We start from the raw sequence: 23454 nt of genomic DNA, 5'->3' as shown, positions 1-23454 counted from the left end.
CTCCCAGGCGGCCGGGGCCACGGGCGTCGCCCCCCGAGTGACCCGGAGGCGTGGCGGGTCGTTCTGGTCGGTATGAACGCCATCAAGCGCAGCCTCGCCGCCCTCGTCCTGTCCGGGGGAGCGGCCCTCGCCCTCAGCCCCGCCGTCGCGCACGCCGCCGACGAGCCCGCCATCCAGGGACCCCCGATCACCCAGCGCGTCGGCGACATCGTCGACCACCCCGGGGGCGCCGTGAAGGACGCGAAAACAGCGGTGGAGGTCACGGCCTCGGCCGCCGGGTCCGCCTCGAAGGCGACCGACGCCTCGCTCGGCGGAGCCGGCTCCGCGCTCTCCTCCGGCCTGCCGAAGCCGCCGAAGGTCCGCTGAGCTCAGCCCGCCCGGTGCGCCGCGCCGGTACGGGTGACCAGGACCAGCGGGACTCCCGGCCGGCCGTCCGCGCGGCGGCGTCCCGGTAGGCCGCGTACGAAGGCATCGCGGCCACGATCACCGGCCACAGCCGCTCCGCCTCCGCCCGGGTGGCGGGGCGGGCGAGCCCGGGGGATCGCGGATCCCCGGCCGCGGCTGCCCGCCGGTCTCCTCGAAGCGGCGGATGTGCCCGGCGACCCAGGGGTCCGGGCTGGCGGCGACGAGGGCCGGGGCCGAGGCGCCGGTCACGCGCCCGTCACCCCCGCATGGGCGGCGCGCACGGTCGGGGACAGGGCCTCGTCCAGGACCGCCCGCGCGAAGTCCGCGTGCGTGATGCGGGATTCGGCGTCGGCCGCCGCGAAGGCGTAGCCGCCCCGGGGGCCCGCCGCGGCGGCGAAGTCTCCGGCCGGGCTCAGAACCGCCCAGTCCAGACCAGTCGGCACGGCCGCCCGCAGGGCTTCGGTTCCAGCCGCGTGGCCCTCGTAGAACTGCCGCCACTCCTGCGGGTACCCCGGTGTGTCCATCAGCAGCGCTCCGGACTCCGTGGGCAGGACCGACGCCAGCCCGACGCAGACGAGGCGCCGCACTCCGGCCCCGGGCAGACCCGCCGCGAGGGCGCGGGCGGCCGCCGGGAAGAACTCGCCCGGGACGGCCCCCATGTCGTACGCCGCCACCACCGCCACGTCGTGCCCGGCGGCCAGCCGCGCCACGTCCACCGCCGAGGTGACGTCCCCGTCCGCCCGCCCCACCTCGGTGACCTCGTACCCAAGCGCCCGCGCCTCGGCCACAACGGCCCGTCCGACACGCCCCCGCGCCCCGAAGACGATGAACTTCACAGACTCCTTCGCGGACTCCTTCACGACTTCCTTCTCGATTTCCTTCTCCTGCTGCGTCATGCCACGGACCCTAGGGGGACGGGTGGTTACCGATCGGATACCGCCCTACGGTGTGGCTCATGACGCAGACGCCGCCGCGCACACCTCCCCCCACGCCGCCGCCCCTGGATCCGGAGATGTTCGACCCCGTCTGCCCCTCGACCCTGGTGCCGTTCCGGATCGGCGACAAATGGGCCACGCTCATCCTGCGCTGCCTCCAGGACGCCCCCCGCCGCTTCTCGGAGCTCAAGATCCCGCTGCGCGAGATCACAGCCAAGTCCCTGACCCAGTCCCTGCGCGGCCTGGAACGGGACGGCTTCGTGGTGCGCACGGCGTACGAAACCCCGGCGCGCCGGGTCGAGTACGCACTCACCCCCCTCGGTAGGGGGCTCCTGGGCCCACTGGACACGGCCTGCGACTGGACGCGCGAGCACTGGGACGAGCTGCTCGACGCCCAGGAGGCAGGTGCGCAGCCGACCAACACCGAGACTGCGCACTGACCCCCGCCCGCCCCGTCCTCCACCCCCACAGACGGCCGGCAGCCGCCAAACCGAGCGGAAGTGCGTAGCGATCTGTTGCGCCCACCGACCCTGAGGCGCACGTGGTGGTCCTCGCGCGCGTGTCGGCGGTCGACGTCACGCCAAGGTCGGCCGACCGCCCGTTCCTGGATGCCCTGAGCGCCCCGCGCATCCATTCCGTCCGACAGGGCGCTCCCGCCTGCCGGTGGTCCGGCTGACCGGCCGGAGAGGGTGCAGGCATCGCCAACATGCCCGTCCCTCCCCTCACTTCCTCCCGGCCATTCCCCGGGGGGTTCCCGGGAGTCTTGTGTTGTTCCGGGACGGGTCGGTCGGTCAAGGGTGGCCGAAGGCCATCGCGTAGCGACGCGACGAAGGAGCGCCCTTGAGGGACCGGCCCGGCACGGAATGACACTGGACTTCCGGGACGCCCCCCGAACCCCTCACCGACAGACCCCGCAGCCCAAGCCCCCCCACCCAGTTCCCCCCCACCCAGTTCCCCACCCCCAAGGCCTGCCTTCGAAGCCAACCGCTCGTTGGACCGCACATGATCCTCTGGTTGCTCAATCACCTCAGCACGTTCTTCCTCGGCCTGCTCCTCGTAGGCGGCTTCGTAGCCCTGGCCATCGGCGGCAGCGTGGCCGCGCGGCGCCGCTTCCCGCACCTCGCGGGCGGCGACCACAACGAGATGGTCGGGGTGGCCCTCGGGATGTTCGGTGCGATCTACGGCATCATCCTGGCGTTCGTCGTCGTCACCCTGTGGACGCAGTTGGAGAACACCCAGAGCATCGTCGCGACCGAGGCCACCGATCTGGCCCTGGTCGTCCGCAGCGCGGAGGTCTTCCCGGCGGCCGAACGCGCCCGCGTGGAGCGGTCGGTCAGCGACTACGTCCACGCCGTCGTGGAGACCCAGTGGCCCCTCATGCGCGAGGGACGGCCCAGCTACGAGGCCACCGCCGACCAGACGCACGCCCTCTACACGGCACTTCAGGCCTACGAGCCCGCCGGACCCCGGAGCGAGACCTTCTACGGGGAGGCCGTCGCCCACCTCAACGACGTGGCCGCGCAGCGGCGGGCGCGGGTGACGATGGCCGAGACCTCGCTGCCGCCGCTGCTGCAAGTACTCGTGTACGGCGGCGCGCTGGTGATCCTGCCGCTCACCCTCCTCTTCGGACTGCGGAGCCTGAAGATGCAGCTGCTGTTCGTGTCGGCGGTCGCGGGACTCATCGGCTTCAGCCTGCTGCTGGTGATGGCGCTGGACCGACCCTTCGCCGGGGAACTGAGCGTGAGCCCGGCACCGTTCAAGGAAGCGGCGCTGGCGCAGTTCTGGCAGTAACGGCAGCGCTGGCACGGTGCCGGACCCGGTGCCGGACCCGGCGCCAGACCGGCTCTCGGTCTCAGCCCCAGGTGCGGGAGGACAGGACGAGCTGGTAGCCGTCGGGGTCGGTGACGGTGACCCCGTAGGTGTCCCAGTACGGGTTGTGGGCGGGCGTACGGGTCCCGCCGTGCTCGACGAGCCGGGCCACGAGGGCCTCGTCGGGGGTCGCCCCGAGGTAGACGACGAAGAGGTCCTCGACGGTGGGGGTGGGCGCCACGAGGTTCTCGGGGTCGTGGGTCAGCTCGAAGTGCCAGCCGCCCCCGGCGGGCCCGACCATGAGCAAATCGTGCTTCCCGGAGACGCGTTCGGTGGTACGCCACTGCACTTGGAGTCCGAGGCCTCCCACGTAGAAACGCTCGGCGGCGGCGAGATCGAGGGAGGGTCGGGCGATCCGGACGTGAGCCTGTGAATCGATCATGGGGGAGAGGATACGGACGGGAGCCCGGGCCTCACAGGAGGGGGGCGAGGTCGATCACGTCCAGCCGGTCGGGATCGGACAGCACGTCGATGGCGGCAATCCGGCCGTCGGTGACCGTGAAGGCCATCAGCGACATCAGCCGGCCCTCGACGACACACAGCACCCCGGCGGCGCCGTTGACGAGCACGGGGCGGACGAAGGGGACGAGGGCGCTGTAGAGCGCCGCCTGGGAGCCCACGGTCCGGGCGCCGGTCAGCACCACCGACTGGCCGGCGCGTGCGACACCTCCGTCGGAACGCAGGACGACATCGGGATGCAGCAGGGCGAGGAGCGCGTCGAAATTGCCGTCGCGGGTGGCCGCGAAGAACGCGCTGACGGCCTCCCGCTGCCGGGAAAGGTCCGGATCCGGCACGGGCGCCTGCCCCTGGACGCGGCGGCGCGCACGGCTCGCGAGCTGCCGGGTGGCCGCCGGGGTCTTGTCGAGCATCAGGGCGATCTCGTCGAAGGGCACCGAGAACATGTCGTGCAGGACGAACGCCAGCCGCTCCGCGGGAGCCAGCGATTCGAGGACCACCAGCAGAGCCAGCCCGACCGAATCGGCCAGTAGTACCTGGTCCTCGGGGTCGACCATGCCCTCCCGGCTGAGGACGGGATCGGGGACGCGGGGTGCGTGCCCCGTCCCACCCGTCCCACCCGTCCCGCCGATCCCGCCCGTCCCACCAGTCCTCTCCAACCGGTCGTCCAGGGAGTCCTCGCGGCGGGTCGTCCGGGCGCGCAGGCCGTTCAGGCAGCCTCGCCACGACCGTCGTCAGCCAGCCGCCGAGGTTCTCCACTTCACCGGCATCGGCGCGGCTCAGCCGTAGCCAGGCTTCCTGGACCGCGTCCTCGGCCTCGCCGATCGACCCCAGCATCCGGTAGGCGACGGCCCGCAGATGGGAACGGTGCTCCTCGAAGCGGGCGGCCAAAAGATCCTGGGCGGCCACGCCCACGCCCGAGCCCATCACCACGCCCACGCCCACCCCCGAGCCCATCTCCACACTCTCGCCCATGTCCATTTCCATGCCCCCGCGTTGAGTCCCCGACCGGTCGGATCAGTAGATCATCCGGCCGTGTCGGAGCCCCGCTACTTCCAGGGGTCTTTGCTGGGTACGCAGCCCAGCGCGCGGAGCCGGTCGTCGGTCTCCTTGAGTCCCTCGATCCCCTTGTCGATCTCCGCCCAGCCGTTGGCGGCCCCCTGCTCGGCCCCCTCCTTGTCCGTCGGCGACACTCCGAGGCCCGAGGCGTTCAGCACCCGTTCCATCCCGTTGGAGAGGTGTTGGCGGGCCGCGGTCCACGACTCGTGGGTCTTCTGGTCCGGGATGTAGCCAACGGTGTAGCCCCGGGCCTCTTCCAGCCGGGAGGACAGAAAGCCCAGGTCGATGACGACCTTGTCGTCCCTGTGTTCGGCCTGGGCGCTCCGCGCCGCGGAGATCAGCCCGTTGAGCAGCTCGGAGCCCCCGGACTGGTACCACTGGATCACCCCCGCACCACTCCTCACCGGCTCCGGCGCGGTGGTGGTCGGGGCGGGCTTGAAGCTCACGTTCGTCTTGGGCGGGGAGATCTCGGGCTCCCCCGCGCATCCGGTGAGCAGGACGACGCCGATGGCGGCGGCCGATGCGAGCGGTAAGCGGATGCGCATGGATCCCCCTGTGAGGCTTCTCGGCAGGCTTCGAATTTAGTCCTTGCGGCCGGTCGCGGCGACGGTTACGCCCAGACCGATCATCGCCAGCCCGCCGGCCCCGCCGATGGCGGAGAGCCGTTGCGGGGAGCGCGAGAACCAGGTCCGGGCGGTCGCGGCGACCATGCCCCAGGCGCTGTCGCAGACCACGGCGATGAGGTTGAACACCAGCCCGAGCAGCAGCATCTGGCCCGTGACGTGTCCCTGCTCGCGGTCCACGAACTGCGGCAGGACGGCGGCGAAGAACACGATGGTCTTCGGATTGGCCACCCCGACCGCGAAGCCTTCCCACAGCGACCGCCAGTTGCCGTACTCGGCTGCCCCCGACCCGAACTCCGCACGGAGCGAATGCCGTCGGCGGAAGGCCTTGACCCCGAGGTGGACGAGGTACGCGGCCCCCACGAGCTTGAGCGCGGTGAACACCAGCACGGAGCGTTCCACCACGGACCCCACACCGAAGGCCACGGCGACGACGAGCACGTACGCACCCAGCGTGTTCCCGGCCACCGTGGTCAGCACGGCCCGCCGTCCCTGGGACAGCGCTCTTCCGATGACGAAGAGCACGCTCGGCCCGGGGATGAGGATCAGCAGCAGCGACATGGCGGCGAAGGCCAGCAGCCGGTCAGTGGACACCATGCGGGTCATCGTTCCGGACGGGGGGACGGGAGAGAAAGGGGTTTTCCGGAGGCCGGAGGGCACGGTGGATCGCTACGCGGGAGGCGGGCCGGCCTGGGGGGTACGGGTCGGCGACCGCAGTACGAGGGCGACCACGATCGCGATGCCGGAGCACACCGCCAGGGCCGGGAAGCCGTTGCCGACGCCCGTGGTGGTGGCGTCCGCGACGGAACCGCCGTTGTCGAGGATGCCGTCGACGAAGGCGCTCATCTTGTGGGCCCGCTGGAAGGTGGACCACCTACTTCGCCGTGGACAGCGCCGACGAGGTGTCACAGCGCGTCCACGAGTGCGGCGGCACCGTCACCGCCGGGCTGGGCGGGCAGGTACTCGACGGCTCGGAGGAGACCCCGTACGGCCGGGCGGGCCGGCCCGCCGATCCGCGGGGCGGGCGGTTCTCCGTCATCGAGGTGGGCTGACGCGGGCGCGGCCGCTCACAGCCTTGACGCGATCGCGCGGGCCAGCGTTTCGAGGTGGTCGCGGATCTGGCTGGAGTGCTCGTGGGGGATTTCCCGGGCAAGGGGGTCGAAGGCGTAGTTGACGGCGAAGTTGACCGAGCCCTTGCGCACGTACAGATGGCCACCGATCGAGGCTTCGTCGTACAGGGCCACGTCGCCCACTCCGGCCACCGGTGTGCCGGGCTTGGTGAGTCGGCTGACCTCGTAGGGCAGCAGGGTGATGAAGACGGTGCGGCCCTTGGCGGCGTTCACGTAGGTGCACTGCGTGAGGCCGGGCAGGGTGGTGTCGTCCCGCCTTCCCTTGGCCGGTTGGCTGAGGACCGCCCCGACCTCCTCCTCGGTCGCCAATGCGCAGACGTCCAGCGCCGGTTTGGTTGGTTCGGCGTGCGCGGAGTCGCCGGAGCTGGTTGCGCAGCCGCCCAGGGCGAACAGGATCACCAGGCCCAGGGCTCCCGGTAAGAAGCTGTACCGTGCTGGCCTCCGGGAACGCGTCATGTCCGGCCCCTCTCGTCGAGTCGGTCGTCGGGGCGTCGTCGATCCGAGGCGCACCGGGCCCAGCAGACCGTTGCAAACGATCATGTGACGCTACGTCAACTTCTGGTGGTGGCCAGCCTAGTGTGGCCTTCATGAAGATTTCTATGATTATGGTTCATTCCAGCTGGGGATCGGCTGCGGGACGAACCCGCGGTCGACCGGGTTGCGCTCGACGATCTCCACCGCGATGCCCAGGCCGGCGCCGTGGTCGACCACGGTCGTGGTGGCCGCTGACGGACGGGTGCTTCGCCTTCCACGCGGTGGCGCCGGCTCGATCAGCGCCCAGTGAGCCCGTCGACCGGCCGGGAGTCCCCGCAGTCACACGAGCAGGCGACACCCGAACCGGACATCAGGTCACGTACCGCCCTCTCAGATGGTCGGCGCCGGCTATGCCGAGCGAAAGCCGTGTTCCAACGACCGGAGAGGCTTCGACGTCCAGCTCACGCCGCCCGGACGTCAGGTCTTTGCGGAGTCCGCCGCCACTATGAAAGCGATGCTGCGCGAAGTGGCCGAGAACAGCCCCGAGGTGCGGTCCGCGAGGGGGCGGGCCGCTACCCGGCAGTAGAACTGCGTGCCGGTGTCATCGACCGATCTGGTGGCATCCAAGGTCGATCGCGCTCCGCAACTCGGCGTCATGCCCGTCACTTCGGACGCGAGTTGGCTGATCAGAGGGCATTCGCGAGACCCCTGCCGGCCTTGAGCCCTCCTTCCGGACCCTTGCCGGATCCGCGCCCGGGGCTCCGCCGGCCCCCGCTGATAGGGGCGATGTGACAAGTTCTCGAGCCGGGTTCTAGTGGATACATCCCTTTCCTGCTTCGGCGACCTGGTCGAGGATCGTGTGGCTTGTGGAACTCGTACATCCACTTTCTTGCCTCCGCACCCCGAAGAGGTCTCATGCTCTCCCCGTTCGACCCCCAAGTCGCTCCCTCGGTACGGAGGTCCGGTGAAGTTCCGGCCCCCGCCCTGTGGCGGCCATCCCGACCGGTGAACGGGGGACGGTTGACGCCTTGAGATTTCGGATAAGCCGTCCAAGCAACCCGTCCGTTCGCCCGTCCCCAGAGGAACGGGCGCCCCTCCCCACCGTGGAGACCGCGGAACCGGAGACTGCCGAACCGCCTCTGTCGGATCACGAGATCCACCTCATCAGGGCTTCCGTGTCCGTGGTCGAGCACCTCGCGGAGGAGATGACGGTCTACTTCTACGCGATCCTCTTCGCCCGCTACCCCGCAGTCCGTCCGATGTTCCCGCCGGGGATGGACGCCCAACGCGGCCGACTCCTGCGGGCGCTGCTGCGCATCGTGGATCTGGTCGACGACCCCGAGAGCCTGGTCCGCTTCTGCGGCCACCTCGGCCGCGACCACCGCAAGTTCGGTACCCTCGCCGCACACTTCCCGGCCGTGGGCGAGTGCCTCCTCGCCGCTTTGGCCCGCTACGCCGGCCCCGCATGGACCGCGGAGACCGCCGCCGCCTGGACGAAGGCGTACGGCGCGATCGCCGGGGTCATGATCAGCGCGGCCGAGGAGGACGAGGCGGTACGGCCCGCCGTGTGGCCCGCCACGATCGTGCACCGCGCCTCGCGCGGACACGGCATCGCCGAAATCACCGTGCGTCCCCACATGCCGTACGCGTACGCCGCCGGGCAGTACGTGAGCGTCGAGACCCCGTGGTGGCCGAAGCTGTGGCGCTACTACTCCCCGGCCAACGCGCCGCGTGAGGACGGCTCCCTCACCTTCCACGTGCGCGCCGTGCCGGGCGGCTCGGTCAGTGATGCGCTGGTGCACCGGGCCGTGGTGGGCGATGTCATCCGGCTGGGCCCCCCGATGGGCGACATGGTCCTCGACGCGGCCGTCCACCGAGAGCTGCTCTGTGTCGCCGGCGGCACCGGTCTCGCCCCGATCCGCGCACTCGTCGAGGAGGTTGCCCGTCGCGGGGGACGCCATCAAGTGGACCTGTTCCTCGGCGCCCGCACCGGCGCCGAGCTGTACGGGGTCGACGACATGCTCCGCATGGCCCAGCGCCACCACTGGCTGAGCATCAGGGGCGCGGTCTCCCACGAGTACATCCCCGGGATCCGGGGGTCGCTGCCGGACGTACTGGCCGAGTACGGGCCGTGGTACCGGCACGACGTCTACCTCAGCGGCCCGGCTCCGATGGTCATCTCCGCCACCGAGACCCTGACCCGCACCGGAACCCTGCTCGAGCGGATCCATCACGACCCGTTCGAGACCCCCGTCCTGTCCACCCGCTGAACCACCCCGGCCGGAGTAACTCCTGTGACCTCACCCCCACCGTCCTTCGGATCAGCAGGTGAACACCATCTGCAGCAACACCTGGGAACCGCCGACCGGGCCGCCCGGTTCTACGACCTCCAGGTACGCCCCCATCTCACGGCCGAGATGCGGGACTTCATCGGCCGCCAGGCCATGGTCTTCCTGGCCACCGCCGACTCCCACGGCGAGTGCGACTCCAGCTTCCGGGCCGGGCCACCCGGATTCGTCCACGTGATCGACGACCACACGCTGGCCTACCCCGAGTTCCGCGGGAACGGCGTGCTCGCCAGCGCCGGCAACATGCTCGAGAACCCCCACCTCGGCATGCTCTTCGTGGACTTCACCCACCACCACATAGGGCTGCACGTCAACGGCGTCGCCCGCCTCTACGGCGACGGGGACCTGCGCCTCGTCCATCCCGCCCTGCCCACCGACACCGCGCCCGGCCGCAGCCCGCAGATGTGGGTCCATCTCACCGTCGAGGAGGCCTACATCCACTGCTCCAAGTACATACCCCACCTGGAACCGGCCCCCCGCCCCACCAACCCCACCGCAGCCCGCCCCAAGGACGCGGCCTACTTCACCGAACCGCATCCGGCGCACTGCCCGAGCCTTCCGTGACGGAGAGCCGCCACGGTGGCCCGGACGGCCGGCCTGATCGCCGCCGTACGAAGCCGGCCGCCCCGCCCGCGGAGAGATTCCGCGGACGGGACGGCCGGAGCTGTGGTGGATCAGTGGGTCAGCGGATCAGCCGTGGAAGGTGACGTAGCCGTTGCCGTCCTTGTCCGAGCCGGACTTCGTGTAGGAGTGACTGTCGGCCGCCGCACCGGTCGGCTTCACCAGGTAGACCGTGTCGCGGTCGTTGTTCCAGATGAAGTTGCAGTTGTTGCGGTACGCCACGTTGTTCGCGTCGGACTCGGTGCCACGGTTTCCGCGCAGCCGAACGAAGTCGCCGGGCTGGAGGTAGTGGTTCATCGTGAACGTGTACCTGTTTCCGGCCGCGTCCTTGACCACGTAACCCTTGAGGTTGACGGTGGCGCTCGACGAGTAGTTCTTTATCGTCACGTACTCGGCGGCGGCGTTGCCGGTGGCGCAGGCGTTGGAGTCGCGGCCGGGCGCGTCGTACTGGATACCGCTGATCTTCAGGGCCGAGGAGTACTCGGCGGCCTGGGCGGGGCTGGCGCCGAGGACGGCCAGAGTGGCGGCGGCGAGGGCGACGGCCAGGGCGGGGCGCTTGCGCAAGGTGAATTCTCCTGTCTGGGTACCGATGGGGCAGGCAGGAGATTACACAATTTGTTGAAATCGCCGACGTGGCCGACAAGTTGTGAGACGGCCCCAGCTCAGGCCCCCGTGACCCCGCCCACGAACGCGGCCCAGGAACCGGGCGTCACCGACAGCTCCGGCCCCGCCGCCACCTTCGAGTCCCGGATGTGGACGGAGTCGGCGCAGGCGGCCACCTCGACGCGGCTGTCGCCCTGGCTGCCGATGTAAAGCCCCCGCCCGCAAGGGACGTTGCTCCCCATGACTGCGCCTTCAGAATCCGCGGGATCCCCCCAAGCGCTCGTACGCGTGTTCACTCAGCGTTTCAGCTGCACCCGCCGCGGCGCCCGTCTCGCCCGCCAGCTGGCGCTGGTCGAGCTGCACGACTGGGGGATTCCCGACCGCAGCGGGCTCTCCGAGGACGCCGGGCTCCTCATCGCCGAGCTCGCGGGCAATGCCGTCGTCCACGGGCGGGTTCCCGGGCGGGACTTCGAGCTCCGGCTGAGCCTCCTCCCGGGTGCGCTGCGCATCGAGGTGTCCGACGCCCGCCGGGACCGCAGGCCGGTGGTGCGTCCGCACGAGTGCGGGGCCGAGGGCGGCTACGGGATGCGGATCGTGGACGCCGTCGCCGCCGACTGGGGGGTCAGGGACCGGGTGATCGGGAAGACGGTGTGGGCGGAGTGCGCCCTGGATGGCGCGCGGCCCGCCGGCTGAAGGGGCACCCCGAGCCGCTCCTCGTCCTCCCCGCGTGCGGGGGTGGCGCCGGTTCCGGGAGCCGTACAACCATCGGGGCCGGTCGGCCGTCACACCTCCCGTAGCCCGACGGGCAAGACGAGGGGGGACCGTGAACAGCAGGTTGAAGAGGCGCATGACGGCCGTGGCCACGGCAGTCGTATTCGCGACCGTGGGGGCGACGATGGCGCCGGCCGCCGTTGCCGCGACCGGCGCCCCGGGCGGCTCCGCCGTACCGGACGCGCCGCCGGAGGTGCTGGCGAAGCTGGCGGCGGAGCCGGAGACGAAGGGCGCCTGGCAGTCGAAGGCGGGCGCCTACCGGAACGCCGGGACCAACCAGTTCATCGCCTACCTCGACGCCCAATGGGGCAACCCGGTCCGGGTCGAGGTGCGCCGGGTGGGCAGCGACGAGGTCGTCGCCGTCGTGGACGAATTCGAGTACGTCGACGGGGGGACCGGTGAGTCCGGCGTCCCCGACGACCCGAGTTGGTACTACGGCGCGAAGCCGTTCGTCCTCGACGCCATGGCGGACTACGAACTGGACATCGTCACCAAGGACGGCGCCGGAAAGGAGCAGAGCAGACGCGGCGCCGGCCGGTTCACCTACGCCCTAGACGCCAGGTTCGAGGCACAGTCCGGCCAGCAGGAGTTCTCGCTGGACGACCTCGACACCACGGTCACCGGATCCGTCACCGCAGTCGACCCGACCACCGGGGAACGCAAGCCGCTGGCGGGCGCCATGGTCCGTGCCCGACTCGGTGCCGGCACATCCGACGTGATATCCGACGACCAGGGGAAGTTCACCACCTCGGTCGCCGCGCTCGGTACGGAAGGCTCCCTGAACTTCTCCGTCTCCCTGACCGAGGGCAACACCGAGCTGGCCGCGACGGCCCCGGCCCGGATCCGGGTCCAGAAGGCCGCACTGACGATGACCACCACGGCCCCCATCACCGTGCGGTACTCGACCCCCATCGCCCTGCGAGGCAAGCTCACCCGCCAGGCGGACGACGGCACGATCAAGCCCGCGGCGGGGCGCGGGGTAAAGGCCGTGGGCTCACCCGCCGGCTACATGGACACGAAAGCGGTGGCGGGCGCCGACGGCAGCTATACGCTTTCACCCCGCATCGTCGCTACCGGCTCCTGGGCCGTATCCGTCAACGACTCCTGGCTGACCGGTGACGGCACGCGTACCGCGACCGTCGCGAAGGTCACCCACACGACCAAGATCGTGGAGGAGAAGCTGGTCGCCACCGACGTCTACGGCAGGATGACCATCAGCGGGAAGGTCCTCGTCGACGGCTACACCACCCAGAAGGCGCCGCTCGAGGTCGAGTTCCAGGCCGGTGGCCGTTGGACCTCCCGTTCGGACCTCGTGGTGCCCTACAACGAGACGTTCACCGTGACGGTGAACCCGGTGTCCGGCTACGAGATCACCGGCTGGCGGCTCCGGACCAGGGGCACCAGCAACATCGGGCCCAGCACGGGCACCGAGGTGCTCCGTCACTCCAGGGTCGTCCAGACCCGGACGGACGACATGAAGTTCGGGCCGCGCGCCGTGAAGAAGGGCGAGCAGCTCTACGTCACCGGAGTCCTCAGGACCTCCTCCGCCGAGGGATACGTCCGCTACCCGGGCCAGAAGGTCCGCTACTACTTCCGGCCCGACGGCTCCACCCTCTGGAAGGAGATGGGCACCTCCGTCTCCCTGTCCAACGGAGCCGTGGGCAAGAAGTTCACCGCACAGACCAGCGGCCACTGGCGGATCCGCTTCATCGACCCGGACGCCGTCCACCTCGCCAACAACAGCGTCGAAGGCCGCATCGAAGTCACCGGCTGAGGGGCCGAGGGTCCGAGGCCCCGCGGGTCAGAGGTACTGCGCGAACCCGTTCAGGACGGCCAGTACCTCCGACTCGCCCTGTGACGGGAGCTGGAGGACGACCTCCTCGATGCCCAGGTCCGCGTAGTGGCTCATCTTCCCGGGGGTGGGCTGGACGGCGTACGGGACCACCTGGAGGGACTTGGGGTCGCGGCCGGCGGCCTCCCAGACCTGGCGCAGGACGGGCAGGGACTCCGTCAGTCCGCCGCCGCCGATCGGGAGCCAGCCGTCGCTGTGGTCGGCGATGGCCGCGAACAGCTTCGGGCCGGCCTGCCCGCCGATCAGGGTGCGCGGGCCGTGCAGGGGCACGCCCGGGGCGAGTTCGCGCGGGGACTGGACCGGCTTGGGGTACGCCGAGCTGGCCTGGACCGAGGAGAACTGACCGACGTACGCCGTGGGCTGCGGGGACCACAAGGTCCGCATCAGGGCCATGCGGTCGCGGACCAGTTCGCGGCGGCTGCTCCACTCCACCCCGTGGTCGGCGGCCTCCTCCACGTTCCACCCGTAGCCGATGCCCAGGGTGACCCGGCCGCCGGACAGGTGGTCGAGCGTGGCGACCTGCTTCGCGAGGTCGATGGGGTCGTGCTGGGTGACGAGGGTGATGCCGGTACCCAGGTGGAGCCGCTCGGTGACGGCGGAGGCCTGCCCGAGGGCGACGAAGGGGTCCAGGGTGCGCCCGTACATCTCGGGGAGCTCGCCGCCCATGGGGGCGGGGGTGACGCGGCTGACCGGGATGTGGGTGTGCTCGGGGAGGTAGAGCCCCGAGAAGCCCCGTTCCTCCAGGGCCCGGGCGAGAACTACCGGGCGGATGGTGCGGTCGGTGAGGAAGACGGTCGTGGCGATCCGCATGTGCGCTGACACCTCCGTGGTGGGGAGGGCCAAAGTAAGGCTTCGCGCCCGCGGAGGGCAGGGGCATGCGTCGGCCATGGCGCGGGGCCGGCCGGGGAGTTGTACGGGCGCGGCCGTGGCGGGGCGGCCGTGTCGGCGCGGCCGCGTCGGCCCGCCGGGTGTCAGTCGCGCGGGTAGCGGGTCAGCCAGGCGGGAGAAGCGGCCGCCGGGCCGTGCAGAGCGGGGCCCTGGGTCATCTCCAGGGCGAAGTCGTCGGCGAGTTCCAGGACCGAGGCGCGGCCCTCGAGACCGGCCAACCAGGCCGCCGGGAGGGCCGTTTCACCGTGCTGGGCGCCGAGCAGGGCGCCGCACAGGGCGCCGGCGGCCGTGGAATCGCCGCCGTGGTTCACGGCGAGGCGGATGCCGTGCGCCACGTTCTCGGCGACGAGGGCGCAGTACACGGCGACCGCGAGGACCTCCTCCGCGTTGCGGCCGTGGCCGGGGGACAGGGCCTCGACCGCCTTCGGCGACGGGGCGCCGGTGGTGACGGCGGCGAGCGCGCGCTGCAGGGCGTCCGTGACGGGCTGGTGCCCGGGGCGGACACCGAGCAGGCCCAGGGCGCGCTGGACGGCGGAGTCCAGGGACTCACCGCGGGTGAGGCCGTGGACGATGACGGCGTGGGCGCCGGCCGACAGGTACGCGGTGGGGTGCCCGTGGCTCTGCGCGGCGCACTCGACGGCCAGTTGGAGGACGAGGGCCGGCTCCCAGCCGACCAGCAGCCCGAAGGGCGAGGAACGGGTCGTGGCGGCCGAGTCCAGGGCGGTCGGGTTCTTCGGCTGGTCGAGCGTGCCGAGGACCGCGTCGGCGAAACCGGTGAGGCAGGCGCGGGCGGGGTCGCGGCGGGCATAGAGCCACTCCTCCTGCCCGAGCCAGCCGTTGTCCTCACGGCGCTCGTCGGGGCCCCAGTCGGACTGCGTGGCCGCCCAGCGGAGGTACGCGCGGTGCACGTCGGTCGGCGGATGCCAGGCGCCGGTGTCCCGGCGTACGTGGGCCCGTATCAAGCCGTCCACCGTGAACAGGGCCAGCTGCGTGGCGGCGGTGACCCGCCCGGGCCGGCCCCGGCCCCCGGCGGCGGGCTCCGTCAGGCCGGCCGGGCCGTGGGCCTCGAGGATGCCGTCGAGAGTGAAGCCGCTGACGGGCGCGCCGAGGGCGTCGCCGATGGCGGAGCCGAGGAGGGTCCCCCTGACGCGGCTACGGAAATCCTGCTGCTCGGCGCGGCCCCAGAGACCGGTGGTGACCGCGGCGCGGCCGCCGATGGTGGCACCGGCGGCGGGGCCGCTGGCGGGGCCGAGGGAGGTCCGGTGCGGTTCGGTGGGGAGTGTGGCTGCGGGGGGCTGCTGCTCCCGCTGCTCTCGCTGCTCCCCGGACGTTTCCGTCGCCGTGTCCATGTTGATCCCCCCGGACTGCCCGCGCGTGCTCTGGCGGCACTGTAGTGGACAGGACCGATCGGGTCCGGAAGCAGTCGGTCACAGGGCTGGTACCGGGAGCCGGAACGGCCGAATCCAGCCGGTGCCCATAGGCGCCGCCGGCCCCCCCTGCGCTGCGCGGCCTCTGCCCCCTCCCCGCCCTTCCACCGTTCCCAGGGCCGGGCCCTGCCCCGGTCCTCAAACGCCGGACGGGCTGAAAGACCCTGGGGCTCCGCCCCAGACCCCGCGCCTCAAACGCCGGCGAGGCTGTACGCCAGTGGCTGAATTGCCCTACGGCAATTCCAGCCCCGCCAAGGCGAGCACGTACGGGCCGGGCGTTGGCCGAATCCGACCCCGCCAGGGCCTGCACATGCGGGCTGGGAGTCGGCCGGACTCCACCCCCGCCAGGGCCTGCACATGCAGGCCGGACATCAGCCAATTCCAGCCCCGCCGGCGTTTGAGGCGACTCCCTCAGCCCCGCCGGCGTTTGAGGCGACCCTCCAGCCCCGCCGGCGATTGAGGCGCGGGGGTCCGGGGTGGAGCCCCACGCGGCGGGTGCCGCAGGTCGGGGGGTTACTGCGCCGGCCAGGCGGGTGGCACGTTTTGACACTTGCCTTCCGCCCGGTCGGTTTCGGCCATGCCCTGTTCACATGGCGTTGGCCGCAGGCCAAGAGCCTCGGGGCATGAAGAAGGCACTGCTCGCCGCGACCGTCGTCGCCTCCACGTTCACCCTCGCCCTCGTCGCGGCCCCGGCCGCCGCCGCCTCCGCCGCCGCCGGCTGGGGCTTCCCCTGGGGCGGGCACGGCCACGGCCGCTCCGTCATCCCCTTCACCGAGGCCACCGTCACCGCCGGTGCCGACGGGGCGTACATCCTGAAGTGGAACGCCCGGGGCACCCAGCGCGTGGAGATCGAGGCGAACGGCAAGGTCGTCGCCAAGGGCGGCGCCCGGGGTGAGGCCGTGGTCCGGGGGCTGCCCGCCGCCGACCGGCAGTGGTTCGAGTTCCAGCCCCAGCGCGGCCAGGGCCTGCGCCTCGCCGACCGGCTGATCACGCTGGAGGGCACCGCCAACTTCCGTGACGCCGGCGGCTACCGCACCACCACCGGCCAGTGGGTCAGGATGGGCGAGGTCTACCGCTCCGACGCCCTCGACAAGCTGACCGGCAACGACCTCGCCAAGCTCCAGCGCCTGCGCGTCAAGACGGTCTTCGACCTCCGTATGGAGAGCGAGCGCACCAAGGACGCGGACAAGGTCCCGGCCGGCGCCAGGTACGTCGTCGCCGACGTCTTCGCGGGCTCCGGTTCCTTCCAGGCCATGCCCACCTCGCCCGAGACCGCCGTCAAGGCCATGGTCGACGCCGAGAGGGCCATGGTCAGCGGGGAAGGCGGGAAGAAGGCCTACACCCAGGTCTTCGAGGGCATCGAGCGCGACCGCGACCGCGCCGTCCTGTTCCACTGCACTGCGGGCAAGGACCGTACGGGCTGGGCGAACGCCTCCCTGCTGACCGCCCTCGGCGTGCCGAGCGAGACCGTGATGGCCGACTACCTGGCCAGCAACGACTACCGCAAGGCCGCCAACGACGCGATCCTCTCGCACCTGCCGGCCGCCCAGGCCGCCGTCTACAAGCCGATGCTCGACGTGCGCCCCGAGTACCTCAACGCCGGGTACGACGAGGTCACCGCCACGTACGGCACCTTCGACAACTACCTCAAGAGCGGCCTCGGCATCGACGGCCGCGAGCTGAAGCAGCTGAAGAAGGACCTCCTGGTGGGCTGACCCGCCCCCGGACGTGCGGGCCCGACCGGGCTGCCCCCCGGCCGGGCCCGCACGCGTTCAGTCCAGGACCGGCAGCAGCTCCGGCAGGTGGCCGTCCGAAGCGCGGGCCGCGGCCTGGCGTTCCTCCGGGACCTCGCCGTAGAGGGTCGTACGGGCCTTCGCCGGCCGGCCGGCCGCTTCGGCGACGGCGATCAGGTCCTGGACCGACTTGTACGAGCCGTAACTGGAGCCTGCCATACGGGAGATGGTCTCCTCCATCAGGGTTCCGCCCAGGTCGTTGGCGCCCGAGCGGAGCATCTCGGCCGCGCCCTCCGAGCCCAGCTTCACCCAGCTGGTCTGGATGTTGGTGATGTGCGGGTGGAGCAGGATGCGGGCCATCGCCGTCACCGCGCGGTTGTCGCGCACCGTTGGGCCGGGGCGGGCGATGCCCGCCAGGTAGACGGGGGCGTTGGTGTGGATGAAGGGGAGTGTCACGAACTCCGTGAAGCCCTCGACGCCCTTCGCCCGCGCGTCCTGCTGCATGCGCGCCAGCGTGCGGAAGTGCCCCAGCCAGTGCCTCGGCTGGTCCACGTGCCCGTACATCATGGTGGAGGAGGAGCGGATGCCGAGCTCGTGCGCCGTCGTGACGACGTCGATCCAGTCCGCCGTCGGCAGTTTGCCCTTGGTGAGGATCCAGCGGACCTCGTCGTCCAGGATCTCCGCCGCCGTGCCCGGGATCGAGTCGAGGCCCGCTTCCTTGGCCGCCGTCAGCCAGTCCCGTACCGACATCCCCGTGCGCGTCGCGCCGTTGACGACCTCCATGGGGGAGAAGGCGTGCACGTGCATGCCGGGGACCCGCTGCTTCACCGCCCGCGCGATGTCGAAGTAGGCCGTTCCGGGCAGGTCGGGGTGGATGCCGCCCTGCATGCACACCTCGACCGCGCCCACGTCCCACGCCTGGGCGGCCCGGTCGGCGACCTGGTCGAGCGAGAGGGTGTACGCGTCCGCGTCCGTGCGGCGCTGAGCGAAGGCGCAGAAGCGGCAGCCGGTGTAACAGACGTTGGTGAAGTTGATGTTGCGGGTCACGATGTACGTGACCTCGTCGCCCACCACCGACTTGCGCAGGTCGTCCGCGATCCTGCACAGCGCGTCCAGCGCCGGGCCGTCCGCGTGCAGCAGGGCGAGCGCCTGCTCGTCGGTGAGGCGCGTCGGGTCGTCGGCGGCCTGCGCGAGCGCCGCCCGTACGTCGGTGTCGATGCGCTCGGGGACCATGCCGGGGGCCGCGGCTTCGCGAAGAGCCTCCCAGTCGCCGTAGACCTCGTCGAAGTCGTCGCGCCGGTCGGAGCTGCGGCCCTGGGTGTCGATGGTGGTGTGCAGGTCGGTGCGGCCGTAGGCGGTGAAGCCCTCGTCCGGTTCCTGCCACGGCCGGCCCTCGACGTTCGCGGACTCGTCCGCCAGCCCGCTGTCCGCATCGGCCAGCGCCCGTACGTGCGGCAGCAGCCGGGGGTCCAGCCAGGGCTCGCCGCGCCGCAGGAACTCCGGGTAGATCGTGAGTCGTTCACGGAGGGTGAAGCCGGCGGCGGCGGTGTGTGCGGCCAGCTCCTCGATGTGCGGCCAGGGACGCTCGGGGTTCACGTGGTCGGGGGTGAGCGGGGAGACGCCGCCCCAGTCGTCGATGCCGGCGCCGATGAGCAGCGCGTACTGGGCGTCCGCCAGGTTCGGCGGGGCCTGGATGCGGGCGCTCGGGCCGAGGACGTGGCGGGCCACGGCGATGGCCGCCGCGAGCTCCTCCAGCTCCGCGTCGGGCATGCCCCGCATGGCCGTATCGGGCTTGGCCCGGAAGTTCTGGACGATGACTTCCTGGATGCCGTGGTAGCTGCGCTGGATCCGCCGCAGCTCGAAGAACGCCTCCGCGCGCTCCCCGTAGGTCTCCCCGATGCCGATCAACACCCCGGTGGTGAAGGGGACGTTGGAGCGGCCGGCGTCTTCGAGGACGCGCAGCCGGACGGCCGGGTCCTTGTCGGGCGAGCCGTAGTGCGGGCCGCCGGGCTCCGACCACAGCCGGGTGGCGGTGGTCTCCAGCATCATGCCCATCGACGGGGCCACCGGCTTGAGGCGCTGCAGGTCGGACCAGGACAGCACGCCGGGGTTGAGGTGCGGCAGGAGGCCGGTCTCCTCCAGGACGCGGATGGCCATGGCGCGCACGTAGGCCAGGGTGTCGTCGTAGCCGTGCGCGTCGAGCCACTCGCGGGCCTCGGGCCAGCGGTCCTCGGGCCGGTCGCCGAGCGTGAAGAGTGCTTCCTTGCAGCCCATGGCCGCGCCCCGGCGGGCTATGTCGAGGACCTCGTCGGGGGACAGGTACATGCCGTGGCCGTCACGGCGGAGCTTGCCCGGGACGGTGACGAAGGTGCAGTAGTGGCACTTGTCACGGCACAGGCGGGTGAGGGGGATGAAGACCTTGCGCGAGTACGTGATGACGCCGGGCCGGCCGGCGGCTTCGAGTCCGGAGTCCCGTACCCGGGCGGCGGAGGCGGCGAGGTCCTTCAGGGCCTCGCCGCGCGCCTGCAGGAGTACGGCCGCCTCGGTCGCGTCGAGCGCGACGCCGTCGCGGGCGCGGCGGAGCGCACGGCGCATCGAGTTCTCGGTCGGAGCGTCACTCGGAGTGGTCATGGGCCGAGCATACGATCCGCTCGAGCGCGCACGGAGGGGCTCATCGCATCAGCTCACCGGCGTTGACCAGCAGCGACTGGCCGGTTATCGCCCGTGCCCGGTCGGACGCCAGGAAGGCGGCGGCGTCGGCGACGTCCCCGTCGGTGGCCAGGTCCGGCAGCGCCATGCGGTCGGTGAGCCGGGCGTGGACCTCGGCCTCGGGCACGCCCTCGGTGTGCGCGGTGAAGGTGACGAAGGCCTGCACCGGGGGACCCCACATCCAGCCGGGGAGCACGGTGTTCACGCGGATGCGGTGCGGGCCCAGCTCGCGGGCCATGGAGTACATGGCGGAGGTCAGGGCGCCCTTGGAGGCGGCGTAGGCGGCCTGCTGGACCTCGTTGGGGGAGGCGATGGCGGATTGGGTGCCGATGATGACGACGGAGCCGCCGGCGGCCTTCAGGGCGGGCAGGCAGGCGCGGGTCATGCGCAGGGTGCCGAGCAGGTTCACGTCGAGGATCTGCTGCCAGGTGCCGAAGTCGGCGTCCTGGAGGCCGCCGAAGTACGAGTCCCAGGCGGCGACGTGGACGACGGCGTCGACCCCGCCGAAGCGCTCCTGGGCGAGGGCGGCGAGGGCCTCGCACTGACGCTCGTCGGAGATGTCGGTCGGCAGGTACGCGGTGTGCGCGCCGTCGGGGTCGATCTCGGCGGCGGACTTGGCGAGGTTGGCCTCGGTCCGCGCCCCGAGCACGGCGTTGCCGCCGTCACGGACCACGGTGGCGGCCACCTGGTGCCCGAGTCCGGCACCCACGCCGGAGACGATGACGGTCTTGCCCTGCAGCAGTAGCGGCGCCACGGTGCGGCCTCCTGACGACCCAGAAATCTGACGGGGCGTCAGGCTACGGCGCGGGGCGCGGAGAGGGAAGGGGCGGGACGGGTGTGCGGTGACCGGGGGTGCGGGTGACCGGGTGCGGCGCCATTGCCGGGGACCAGCCCCCGGACCCCGGCGCCTCAAACGCCGGCGAGGCTGGATGGGGCGGGCGCCGGCGTGCACCTGGCGGCCAGGGGCGGAGCCCCAGCTGGGGCCCCCCGGACGGAGTCTGGGGGATGGTGGAAGGCGGGCAGGGGACGGCCCCCGCAGGGTCGGCCAGGCAGCCAGGCAGCCAGGCAGCCAGGCGGCTAGCCGGCCAGGCGTCGCAGGCCCTCCTCGATCTCCGTCGACGTGTGCGTCGTGAACGACAGGCGCAGGGTCCGGGGGTCCGGGTCGTGGGTGTAGAAGGGGGCGCCGGGGACGAAGGCGACCCCGCGGGCGGTCGCCGCGCGGAGCAGGGCCGTCGCGTCGTGGCCCTCCGGGAGGCGGGCCCAGACGAACATGCCGCCCTCCGGGCGGTTCCACGTGGAGCCCGGCGGGAGCGCGTCGGCCAGGCCCGACAGGAGGGCGTCGCGCCGGATCCGGTACGCGCCGCGGACCCGGTCGACATGCGCGTCCAGGTCCACCGCCCGCAGGTACTGCGCCGCCGCCAGCTGGTCCACCGTCGAGGTGTGCAGGTCCGCCGACTGCTTCGCCAGCACCGCCCCGCGCAGGAGCGCGGCCGGGGCGCGCAGCCAGCCGAGCCGGAGCCCGGGGGCCATCACCTTGGAGAAGCTGCCGAGGAGCGCGGTGCGGTCCTCCGCCCCAGGGTGCGCGGCGAGCCAGGGCAGTTCGCGGCCCTCGTAGCGGAGGTCTCCGTACGGGTCGTCCTCCAGCAGCCACAGCCCGAGCCGGGCCGCGATCGCCGCGATCTCCGCGCGGCGGGCGGCGGGGAGGGTGCGGCCGGTCGGGTTCTGGAAGGTGGGGATCGTGTAGAGCAACTTCGGGCGCTCGCGGGCGACGAGCTCCGCCAGCGCGTCCGGGAGCATGCCCTCCTCGTCGCACGGCACGGGGATCACCCGGGCGCCGGCGAGCGCGAACCCCTGGAGCGCCGCCAGGTAGGTGGGGTTCTCGACGAGCACCACGTCGCCCGGCTCGATCAGCGCGGTCGTGATCAGGCCCAGCCCCTGCTGGGAGCCGGTGGTGATCAGCACGTCGTCCCCGGTCGTCGCCAGCCCCCGCCCGTCGAGCCGGGCCGCCACCGCCGCGCGCAGCTCGGGGGTGCCCTCGGTGGTCGAGTACTGGAGGGCCCGGCGGGCGGACTGCGCGAAGGCGGCGTTGTACGCGGCCCGCATCCCCTCCGTGTCGAACAGCTCGGGCGCGGGCAGGCCGCCGGCGAAGGAGATCATGCCGGGCTGGGAGGTGACGGCAAGGATCTCGCGCACGGCGGAGGGGGCGGTCGTACGGATCCGAGCGGCGAAGGGCGGCGGAGGGGCGGAGGCGGGGACGGCCCCGGCCGTGGGCGACGTGGGCGTGGGCGAGGTCGTGGGCACGGTCTCGGTCGGGGCCGAGGGTGCGGAGGCGGGCGCGGAGGCGGGCACGGAAGCTCCTTCGGGAGGCGGGTGCGCGCATCGTAGCCGCAGGAACGTGTAGACGGCATCTATGTATCGGATGCTGAACGGCCCCCAGGGACTCCCCATCTGACGTCGCATCAGCTAGACCGTCTCCCATGACAGCAGACGAGCGGAACACCCGGGCCGACGACTACGCCGAGCTCGCCTCGGTCGGCCCCTACGGAGTCCACCCCGGCCACGCGCTGATCACCATGGTCGAACCGCACCCGGGCCACGAGTTCGCGTACAACCGCTGGTACGAGGACGATCACTACTACGCCGGCGCCATGGCCATGCCCTGGATGTTCGCCGGCCGCCGCTGGGTCGCCACCCGCGAGCTCCAGGAGCTGCGCTACCCGGAGAAGTCGGCCGTCGCCCAGCCCGTCGGCGCCGGGTGCTACATCTCCACGTACTGGGTCACCGAGGGCCGCTACGACGAGCACATGAAGTGGACCGTCGGCATCAACAAGCGCCTCAACCGCGACGGCCGCGTCTACCAGGACCGCACCCACGTCTTCACCGCGTTCCAGGACCACGAGGCCACCGTCTACCGGGACGGCGCCGCCGGCCCCCGCGACTTCCACGCCCTCGACCACCCGTACGCCGGGCTCGTGGTGCAGGTCATCGACGCGGAGGGTCCGGCTCAGCGGGCCGAGCTGCTGGAGTGGCTGCGCTCGCGCGCCCTGCCGAAGCGGCTGGCCGGGTCACCGGCGGCGATGGTCACGGTCTTCCGGCCGACGCCGCTGCCCGGGGACCGGATGACGTACGTCAAGCAGGTCGAGGGGGTCGATACCCGGCTGACCCTGCTGTGGTTCCTGGAGGCCGACCCGCGCACCTGCTGGGACCGGTTCCAGGGGCTGGACGCGGAGGTCGCGGAGGCGGGGCTCGGGCGGGTGGAACTGGTGGCGCCGTTCATCCCGACGGTGCCGGGGACGGACCGCTACGTCGATCAGCTCAGGTAGCCCGTCCGGAGGCTCGGGGGGCGGGCGGGCGGCCGGGCGGCCGGACATGGCCGAGCCCCCTCGGCAGGCGACGGCGGGCCGGTCGAGAGGGCTTCAGTCAGCCTCGGCTGTTCAGCCGAATTGATCGCTGAGGTGGAGCTGGCAACACGAAAGGTGCCCTGACCTGCAAGGATTCGAGTGTCTAGGTCGAATCGTAAACGCAGGGGCGGGGCACCTTTCTGGTGGTAG

At 71.9% G+C, this 23454-nt stretch carries 24 protein-coding genes and 1 pseudogene; 10 read left to right on the top strand and 15 right to left on the bottom strand.

All coding sequences use genetic code 11. From position 1 onward, the window contains the following. Positions 1–72 precede the first annotated feature (72 nt). A complete protein-coding gene (locus OTB20_RS35625) occupies positions 73–366 on the top strand; it encodes a hypothetical protein (RefSeq protein WP_267824007.1) in 294 nt (97 codons plus the stop codon). A 2-nt stretch (positions 367–368) separates the two neighbouring features. Here OTB20_RS35625 and OTB20_RS35620 read toward each other — a convergent pair whose 3' ends face one another. Further along, a complete protein-coding gene (locus OTB20_RS35620; protein ID WP_267824006.1) occupies positions 369–494 on the bottom strand; it encodes a hypothetical protein in 126 nt (41 codons plus the stop codon). Positions 495–650: 156 nt separating this feature from the next. Further along, positions 651–1301, bottom strand: a complete 651-nt coding sequence (locus OTB20_RS35615; protein WP_324290456.1) for an NAD(P)-dependent oxidoreductase — start codon at positions 1299–1301, stop codon at positions 651–653. 59 nt (positions 1302–1360) lie between these two features. On the opposite strand from OTB20_RS35615, the gene OTB20_RS35610 reads away from it, so the two are divergent. Further along, positions 1361–1780: a winged helix-turn-helix transcriptional regulator gene (locus OTB20_RS35610; protein ID WP_267824004.1), complete on the top strand. Its 420-nt coding sequence runs from the start codon at positions 1361–1363 to the stop codon at positions 1778–1780. A 562-nt stretch (positions 1781–2342) separates the two neighbouring features. Next, the gene (locus OTB20_RS35605; RefSeq protein WP_267824002.1) at positions 2343–3131 is read left to right on the top strand and encodes a DUF4239 domain-containing protein; all 789 of its coding nucleotides are present in this window, start codon (positions 2343–2345) and stop codon (positions 3129–3131) included. A gap of 61 nt (positions 3132–3192) precedes the next feature. Here OTB20_RS35605 and OTB20_RS35600 read toward each other — a convergent pair whose 3' ends face one another. The 5 genes and pseudogenes from OTB20_RS35600 to OTB20_RS35580 all read right to left on the bottom strand — a co-directional run bounded on the left by OTB20_RS35600 (position 3193) and on the right by OTB20_RS35580 (position 6193). Then, positions 3193–3591, bottom strand: a complete 399-nt coding sequence (locus tag OTB20_RS35600) for a VOC family protein (protein ID WP_267824001.1) — start codon at positions 3589–3591, stop codon at positions 3193–3195. 31 nt (positions 3592–3622) lie between these two features. Then, positions 3623–4622: pseudogene (locus tag OTB20_RS35595) on the bottom strand (sigma-70 family RNA polymerase sigma factor). 92 nt (positions 4623–4714) lie between these two features. Next, positions 4715–5269 (bottom strand): hypothetical protein, encoded by a 555-nt coding sequence (locus OTB20_RS35590; RefSeq protein ID WP_267823999.1) that lies wholly within the window; start codon positions 5267–5269, stop codon positions 4715–4717. A gap of 36 nt (positions 5270–5305) precedes the next feature. Beyond that, positions 5306–5944 (bottom strand): LysE family translocator, encoded by a 639-nt coding sequence (locus OTB20_RS35585; protein WP_267823997.1) that lies wholly within the window; start codon positions 5942–5944, stop codon positions 5306–5308. Positions 5945–6016: 72 nt separating this feature from the next. Then, positions 6017–6193, bottom strand: coding sequence for a hypothetical protein (locus tag OTB20_RS35580; protein ID WP_267823995.1), 177 nt, complete (start codon positions 6191–6193; stop codon positions 6017–6019). A 38-nt stretch (positions 6194–6231) separates the two neighbouring features. On the opposite strand from OTB20_RS35580, the gene OTB20_RS35575 reads away from it, so the two are divergent. Then, a complete protein-coding gene (locus tag OTB20_RS35575) occupies positions 6232–6399 on the top strand; it encodes a hypothetical protein (RefSeq protein WP_267823993.1) in 168 nt (55 codons plus the stop codon). 15 nt (positions 6400–6414) lie between these two features. Here the strand turns inward: OTB20_RS35575 and OTB20_RS35570 are convergent, their stop codons facing one another. Beyond that, the gene (locus tag OTB20_RS35570; protein ID WP_267823991.1) at positions 6415–6876 is read right to left on the bottom strand and encodes a hypothetical protein; all 462 of its coding nucleotides are present in this window, start codon (positions 6874–6876) and stop codon (positions 6415–6417) included. Between the two features lie 1250 nt (positions 6877–8126). On the opposite strand from OTB20_RS35570, the gene OTB20_RS35565 reads away from it, so the two are divergent. Beyond that, a complete protein-coding gene (locus OTB20_RS35565) occupies positions 8127–9221 on the top strand; it encodes a globin domain-containing protein (protein ID WP_267823989.1) in 1095 nt (364 codons plus the stop codon). Positions 9222–9245: 24 nt separating this feature from the next. Then, the gene (locus OTB20_RS35560) at positions 9246–9863 is read left to right on the top strand and encodes a pyridoxamine 5'-phosphate oxidase family protein (RefSeq protein ID WP_267823987.1); all 618 of its coding nucleotides are present in this window, start codon (positions 9246–9248) and stop codon (positions 9861–9863) included. A 126-nt stretch (positions 9864–9989) separates the two neighbouring features. Here the strand turns inward: OTB20_RS35560 and OTB20_RS35555 are convergent, their stop codons facing one another. Continuing rightward, positions 9990–10484, bottom strand: coding sequence for a lamin tail domain-containing protein (locus OTB20_RS35555; RefSeq protein ID WP_267823985.1), 495 nt, complete (start codon positions 10482–10484; stop codon positions 9990–9992). 98 nt (positions 10485–10582) lie between these two features. Continuing rightward, positions 10583–10765: a DUF397 domain-containing protein gene (locus OTB20_RS35550; protein WP_324290455.1), complete on the bottom strand. Its 183-nt coding sequence runs from the start codon at positions 10763–10765 to the stop codon at positions 10583–10585. Between OTB20_RS35550 and OTB20_RS35545 the strand changes: the two genes are divergently transcribed. Together OTB20_RS35545 and OTB20_RS35540 are read left to right on the top strand one after the other, a co-directional pair. Beyond that, on the top strand, positions 10764–11216 hold the full coding sequence (locus tag OTB20_RS35545) for an ATP-binding protein (protein WP_267823983.1): 453 nt from the start codon (positions 10764–10766) through the stop codon (positions 11214–11216). The genes OTB20_RS35550 and OTB20_RS35545 overlap by 2 nt on opposite strands. Before the next feature lie 130 nt (positions 11217–11346). Beyond that, positions 11347–13068: a hypothetical protein gene (locus OTB20_RS35540; RefSeq protein WP_267823981.1), complete on the top strand. Its 1722-nt coding sequence runs from the start codon at positions 11347–11349 to the stop codon at positions 13066–13068. A gap of 27 nt (positions 13069–13095) precedes the next feature. On the opposite strand, the gene OTB20_RS35535 is transcribed toward OTB20_RS35540, so the two are convergent. Next, complete coding sequence (locus OTB20_RS35535; RefSeq protein ID WP_267823979.1) at positions 13096–13956, bottom strand: TIGR03619 family F420-dependent LLM class oxidoreductase; 861 nt, start codon at positions 13954–13956, stop codon at positions 13096–13098. Positions 13957–14117: 161 nt separating this feature from the next. Then, on the bottom strand, positions 14118–15383 hold the full coding sequence (locus OTB20_RS35530; RefSeq protein WP_267823977.1) for an ADP-ribosylglycohydrolase family protein: 1266 nt from the start codon (positions 15381–15383) through the stop codon (positions 14118–14120). Between the two features lie 701 nt (positions 15384–16084). On the opposite strand from OTB20_RS35530, the gene OTB20_RS35525 reads away from it, so the two are divergent. Beyond that, positions 16085–17176, top strand: a complete 1092-nt coding sequence (locus OTB20_RS35525; protein ID WP_267823975.1) for a tyrosine-protein phosphatase — start codon at positions 16085–16087, stop codon at positions 17174–17176. A gap of 57 nt (positions 17177–17233) precedes the next feature. On the opposite strand, the gene OTB20_RS35520 is transcribed toward OTB20_RS35525, so the two are convergent. The 3 genes from OTB20_RS35520 to OTB20_RS35510 all read right to left on the bottom strand — a co-directional run bounded on the left by OTB20_RS35520 (position 17234) and on the right by OTB20_RS35510 (position 22204). Beyond that, positions 17234–19825, bottom strand: coding sequence for a bifunctional FO biosynthesis protein CofGH (locus tag OTB20_RS35520; RefSeq protein ID WP_267823973.1), 2592 nt, complete (start codon positions 19823–19825; stop codon positions 17234–17236). 40 nt (positions 19826–19865) lie between these two features. Beyond that, on the bottom strand, positions 19866–20657 hold the full coding sequence (locus tag OTB20_RS35515; protein WP_267760100.1) for an SDR family oxidoreductase: 792 nt from the start codon (positions 20655–20657) through the stop codon (positions 19866–19868). A gap of 323 nt (positions 20658–20980) precedes the next feature. Then, complete coding sequence (locus tag OTB20_RS35510; protein ID WP_267824046.1) at positions 20981–22204, bottom strand: PLP-dependent aminotransferase family protein; 1224 nt, start codon at positions 22202–22204, stop codon at positions 20981–20983. Between the two features lie 176 nt (positions 22205–22380). Here OTB20_RS35510 and OTB20_RS35505 point away from each other — a divergent pair, with 176 nt between their 5' ends. Further along, complete coding sequence (locus OTB20_RS35505; RefSeq protein ID WP_267823971.1) at positions 22381–23226, top strand: hypothetical protein; 846 nt, start codon at positions 22381–22383, stop codon at positions 23224–23226. The last annotated feature ends 228 nt before the right edge of the window (positions 23227–23454 follow it).

This window comes from Streptomyces sp. H27-H1, assembly GCF_026627445.1.
Taxonomy (GTDB): Bacteria; Actinomycetota; Actinomycetes; order Streptomycetales; family Streptomycetaceae; genus Streptomyces.
This window is presented reverse-complemented; position numbering and strand designations above follow the sequence as displayed.

What these genes read in the sequence shown, in the direction of transcription:
- OTB20_RS35525 (WP_267823975.1), top strand. Translation starts at nt 16,085, where the DNA reads ATGAAGAAGGCACTGCTCGCCGCGACCGTCGTCGCCTCCACGTTCACC.
- OTB20_RS35590 (WP_267823999.1), bottom strand. Translation starts at nt 5,269, where the DNA reads ATGCGCATCCGCTTACCGCTCGCATCGGCCGCCGCCATCGGCGTCGTC.
- OTB20_RS35520 (WP_267823973.1), bottom strand. Translation starts at nt 19,825, where the DNA reads ATGACCACTCCGAGTGACGCTCCGACCGAGAACTCGATGCGCCGTGCG.
- OTB20_RS35610 (WP_267824004.1), top strand. Translation starts at nt 1,361, where the DNA reads ATGACGCAGACGCCGCCGCGCACACCTCCCCCCACGCCGCCGCCCCTG.
- OTB20_RS35585 (WP_267823997.1), bottom strand. Translation starts at nt 5,944, where the DNA reads ATGGTGTCCACTGACCGGCTGCTGGCCTTCGCCGCCATGTCGCTGCTG.
- OTB20_RS35605 (WP_267824002.1), top strand. Translation starts at nt 2,343, where the DNA reads ATGATCCTCTGGTTGCTCAATCACCTCAGCACGTTCTTCCTCGGCCTG.
- OTB20_RS35545 (WP_267823983.1), top strand. Translation starts at nt 10,764, where the DNA reads ATGACTGCGCCTTCAGAATCCGCGGGATCCCCCCAAGCGCTCGTACGC.
- OTB20_RS35615 (WP_324290456.1), bottom strand. Translation starts at nt 1,301, where the DNA reads ATGACGCAGCAGGAGAAGGAAATCGAGAAGGAAGTCGTGAAGGAGTCC.
- OTB20_RS35505 (WP_267823971.1), top strand. Translation starts at nt 22,381, where the DNA reads ATGACAGCAGACGAGCGGAACACCCGGGCCGACGACTACGCCGAGCTC.
- OTB20_RS35600 (WP_267824001.1), bottom strand. Translation starts at nt 3,591, where the DNA reads ATGATCGATTCACAGGCTCACGTCCGGATCGCCCGACCCTCCCTCGAT.
- OTB20_RS35535 (WP_267823979.1), bottom strand. Translation starts at nt 13,956, where the DNA reads ATGCGGATCGCCACGACCGTCTTCCTCACCGACCGCACCATCCGCCCG.
- OTB20_RS35530 (WP_267823977.1), bottom strand. Translation starts at nt 15,383, where the DNA reads ATGGACACGGCGACGGAAACGTCCGGGGAGCAGCGAGAGCAGCGGGAG.
- OTB20_RS35625 (WP_267824007.1), top strand. Translation starts at nt 73, where the DNA reads ATGAACGCCATCAAGCGCAGCCTCGCCGCCCTCGTCCTGTCCGGGGGA.
- OTB20_RS35580 (WP_267823995.1), bottom strand. Translation starts at nt 6,193, where the DNA reads ATGAGCGCCTTCGTCGACGGCATCCTCGACAACGGCGGTTCCGTCGCG.
- OTB20_RS35550 (WP_324290455.1), bottom strand. Translation starts at nt 10,765, where the DNA reads ATGGGGAGCAACGTCCCTTGCGGGCGGGGGCTTTACATCGGCAGCCAG.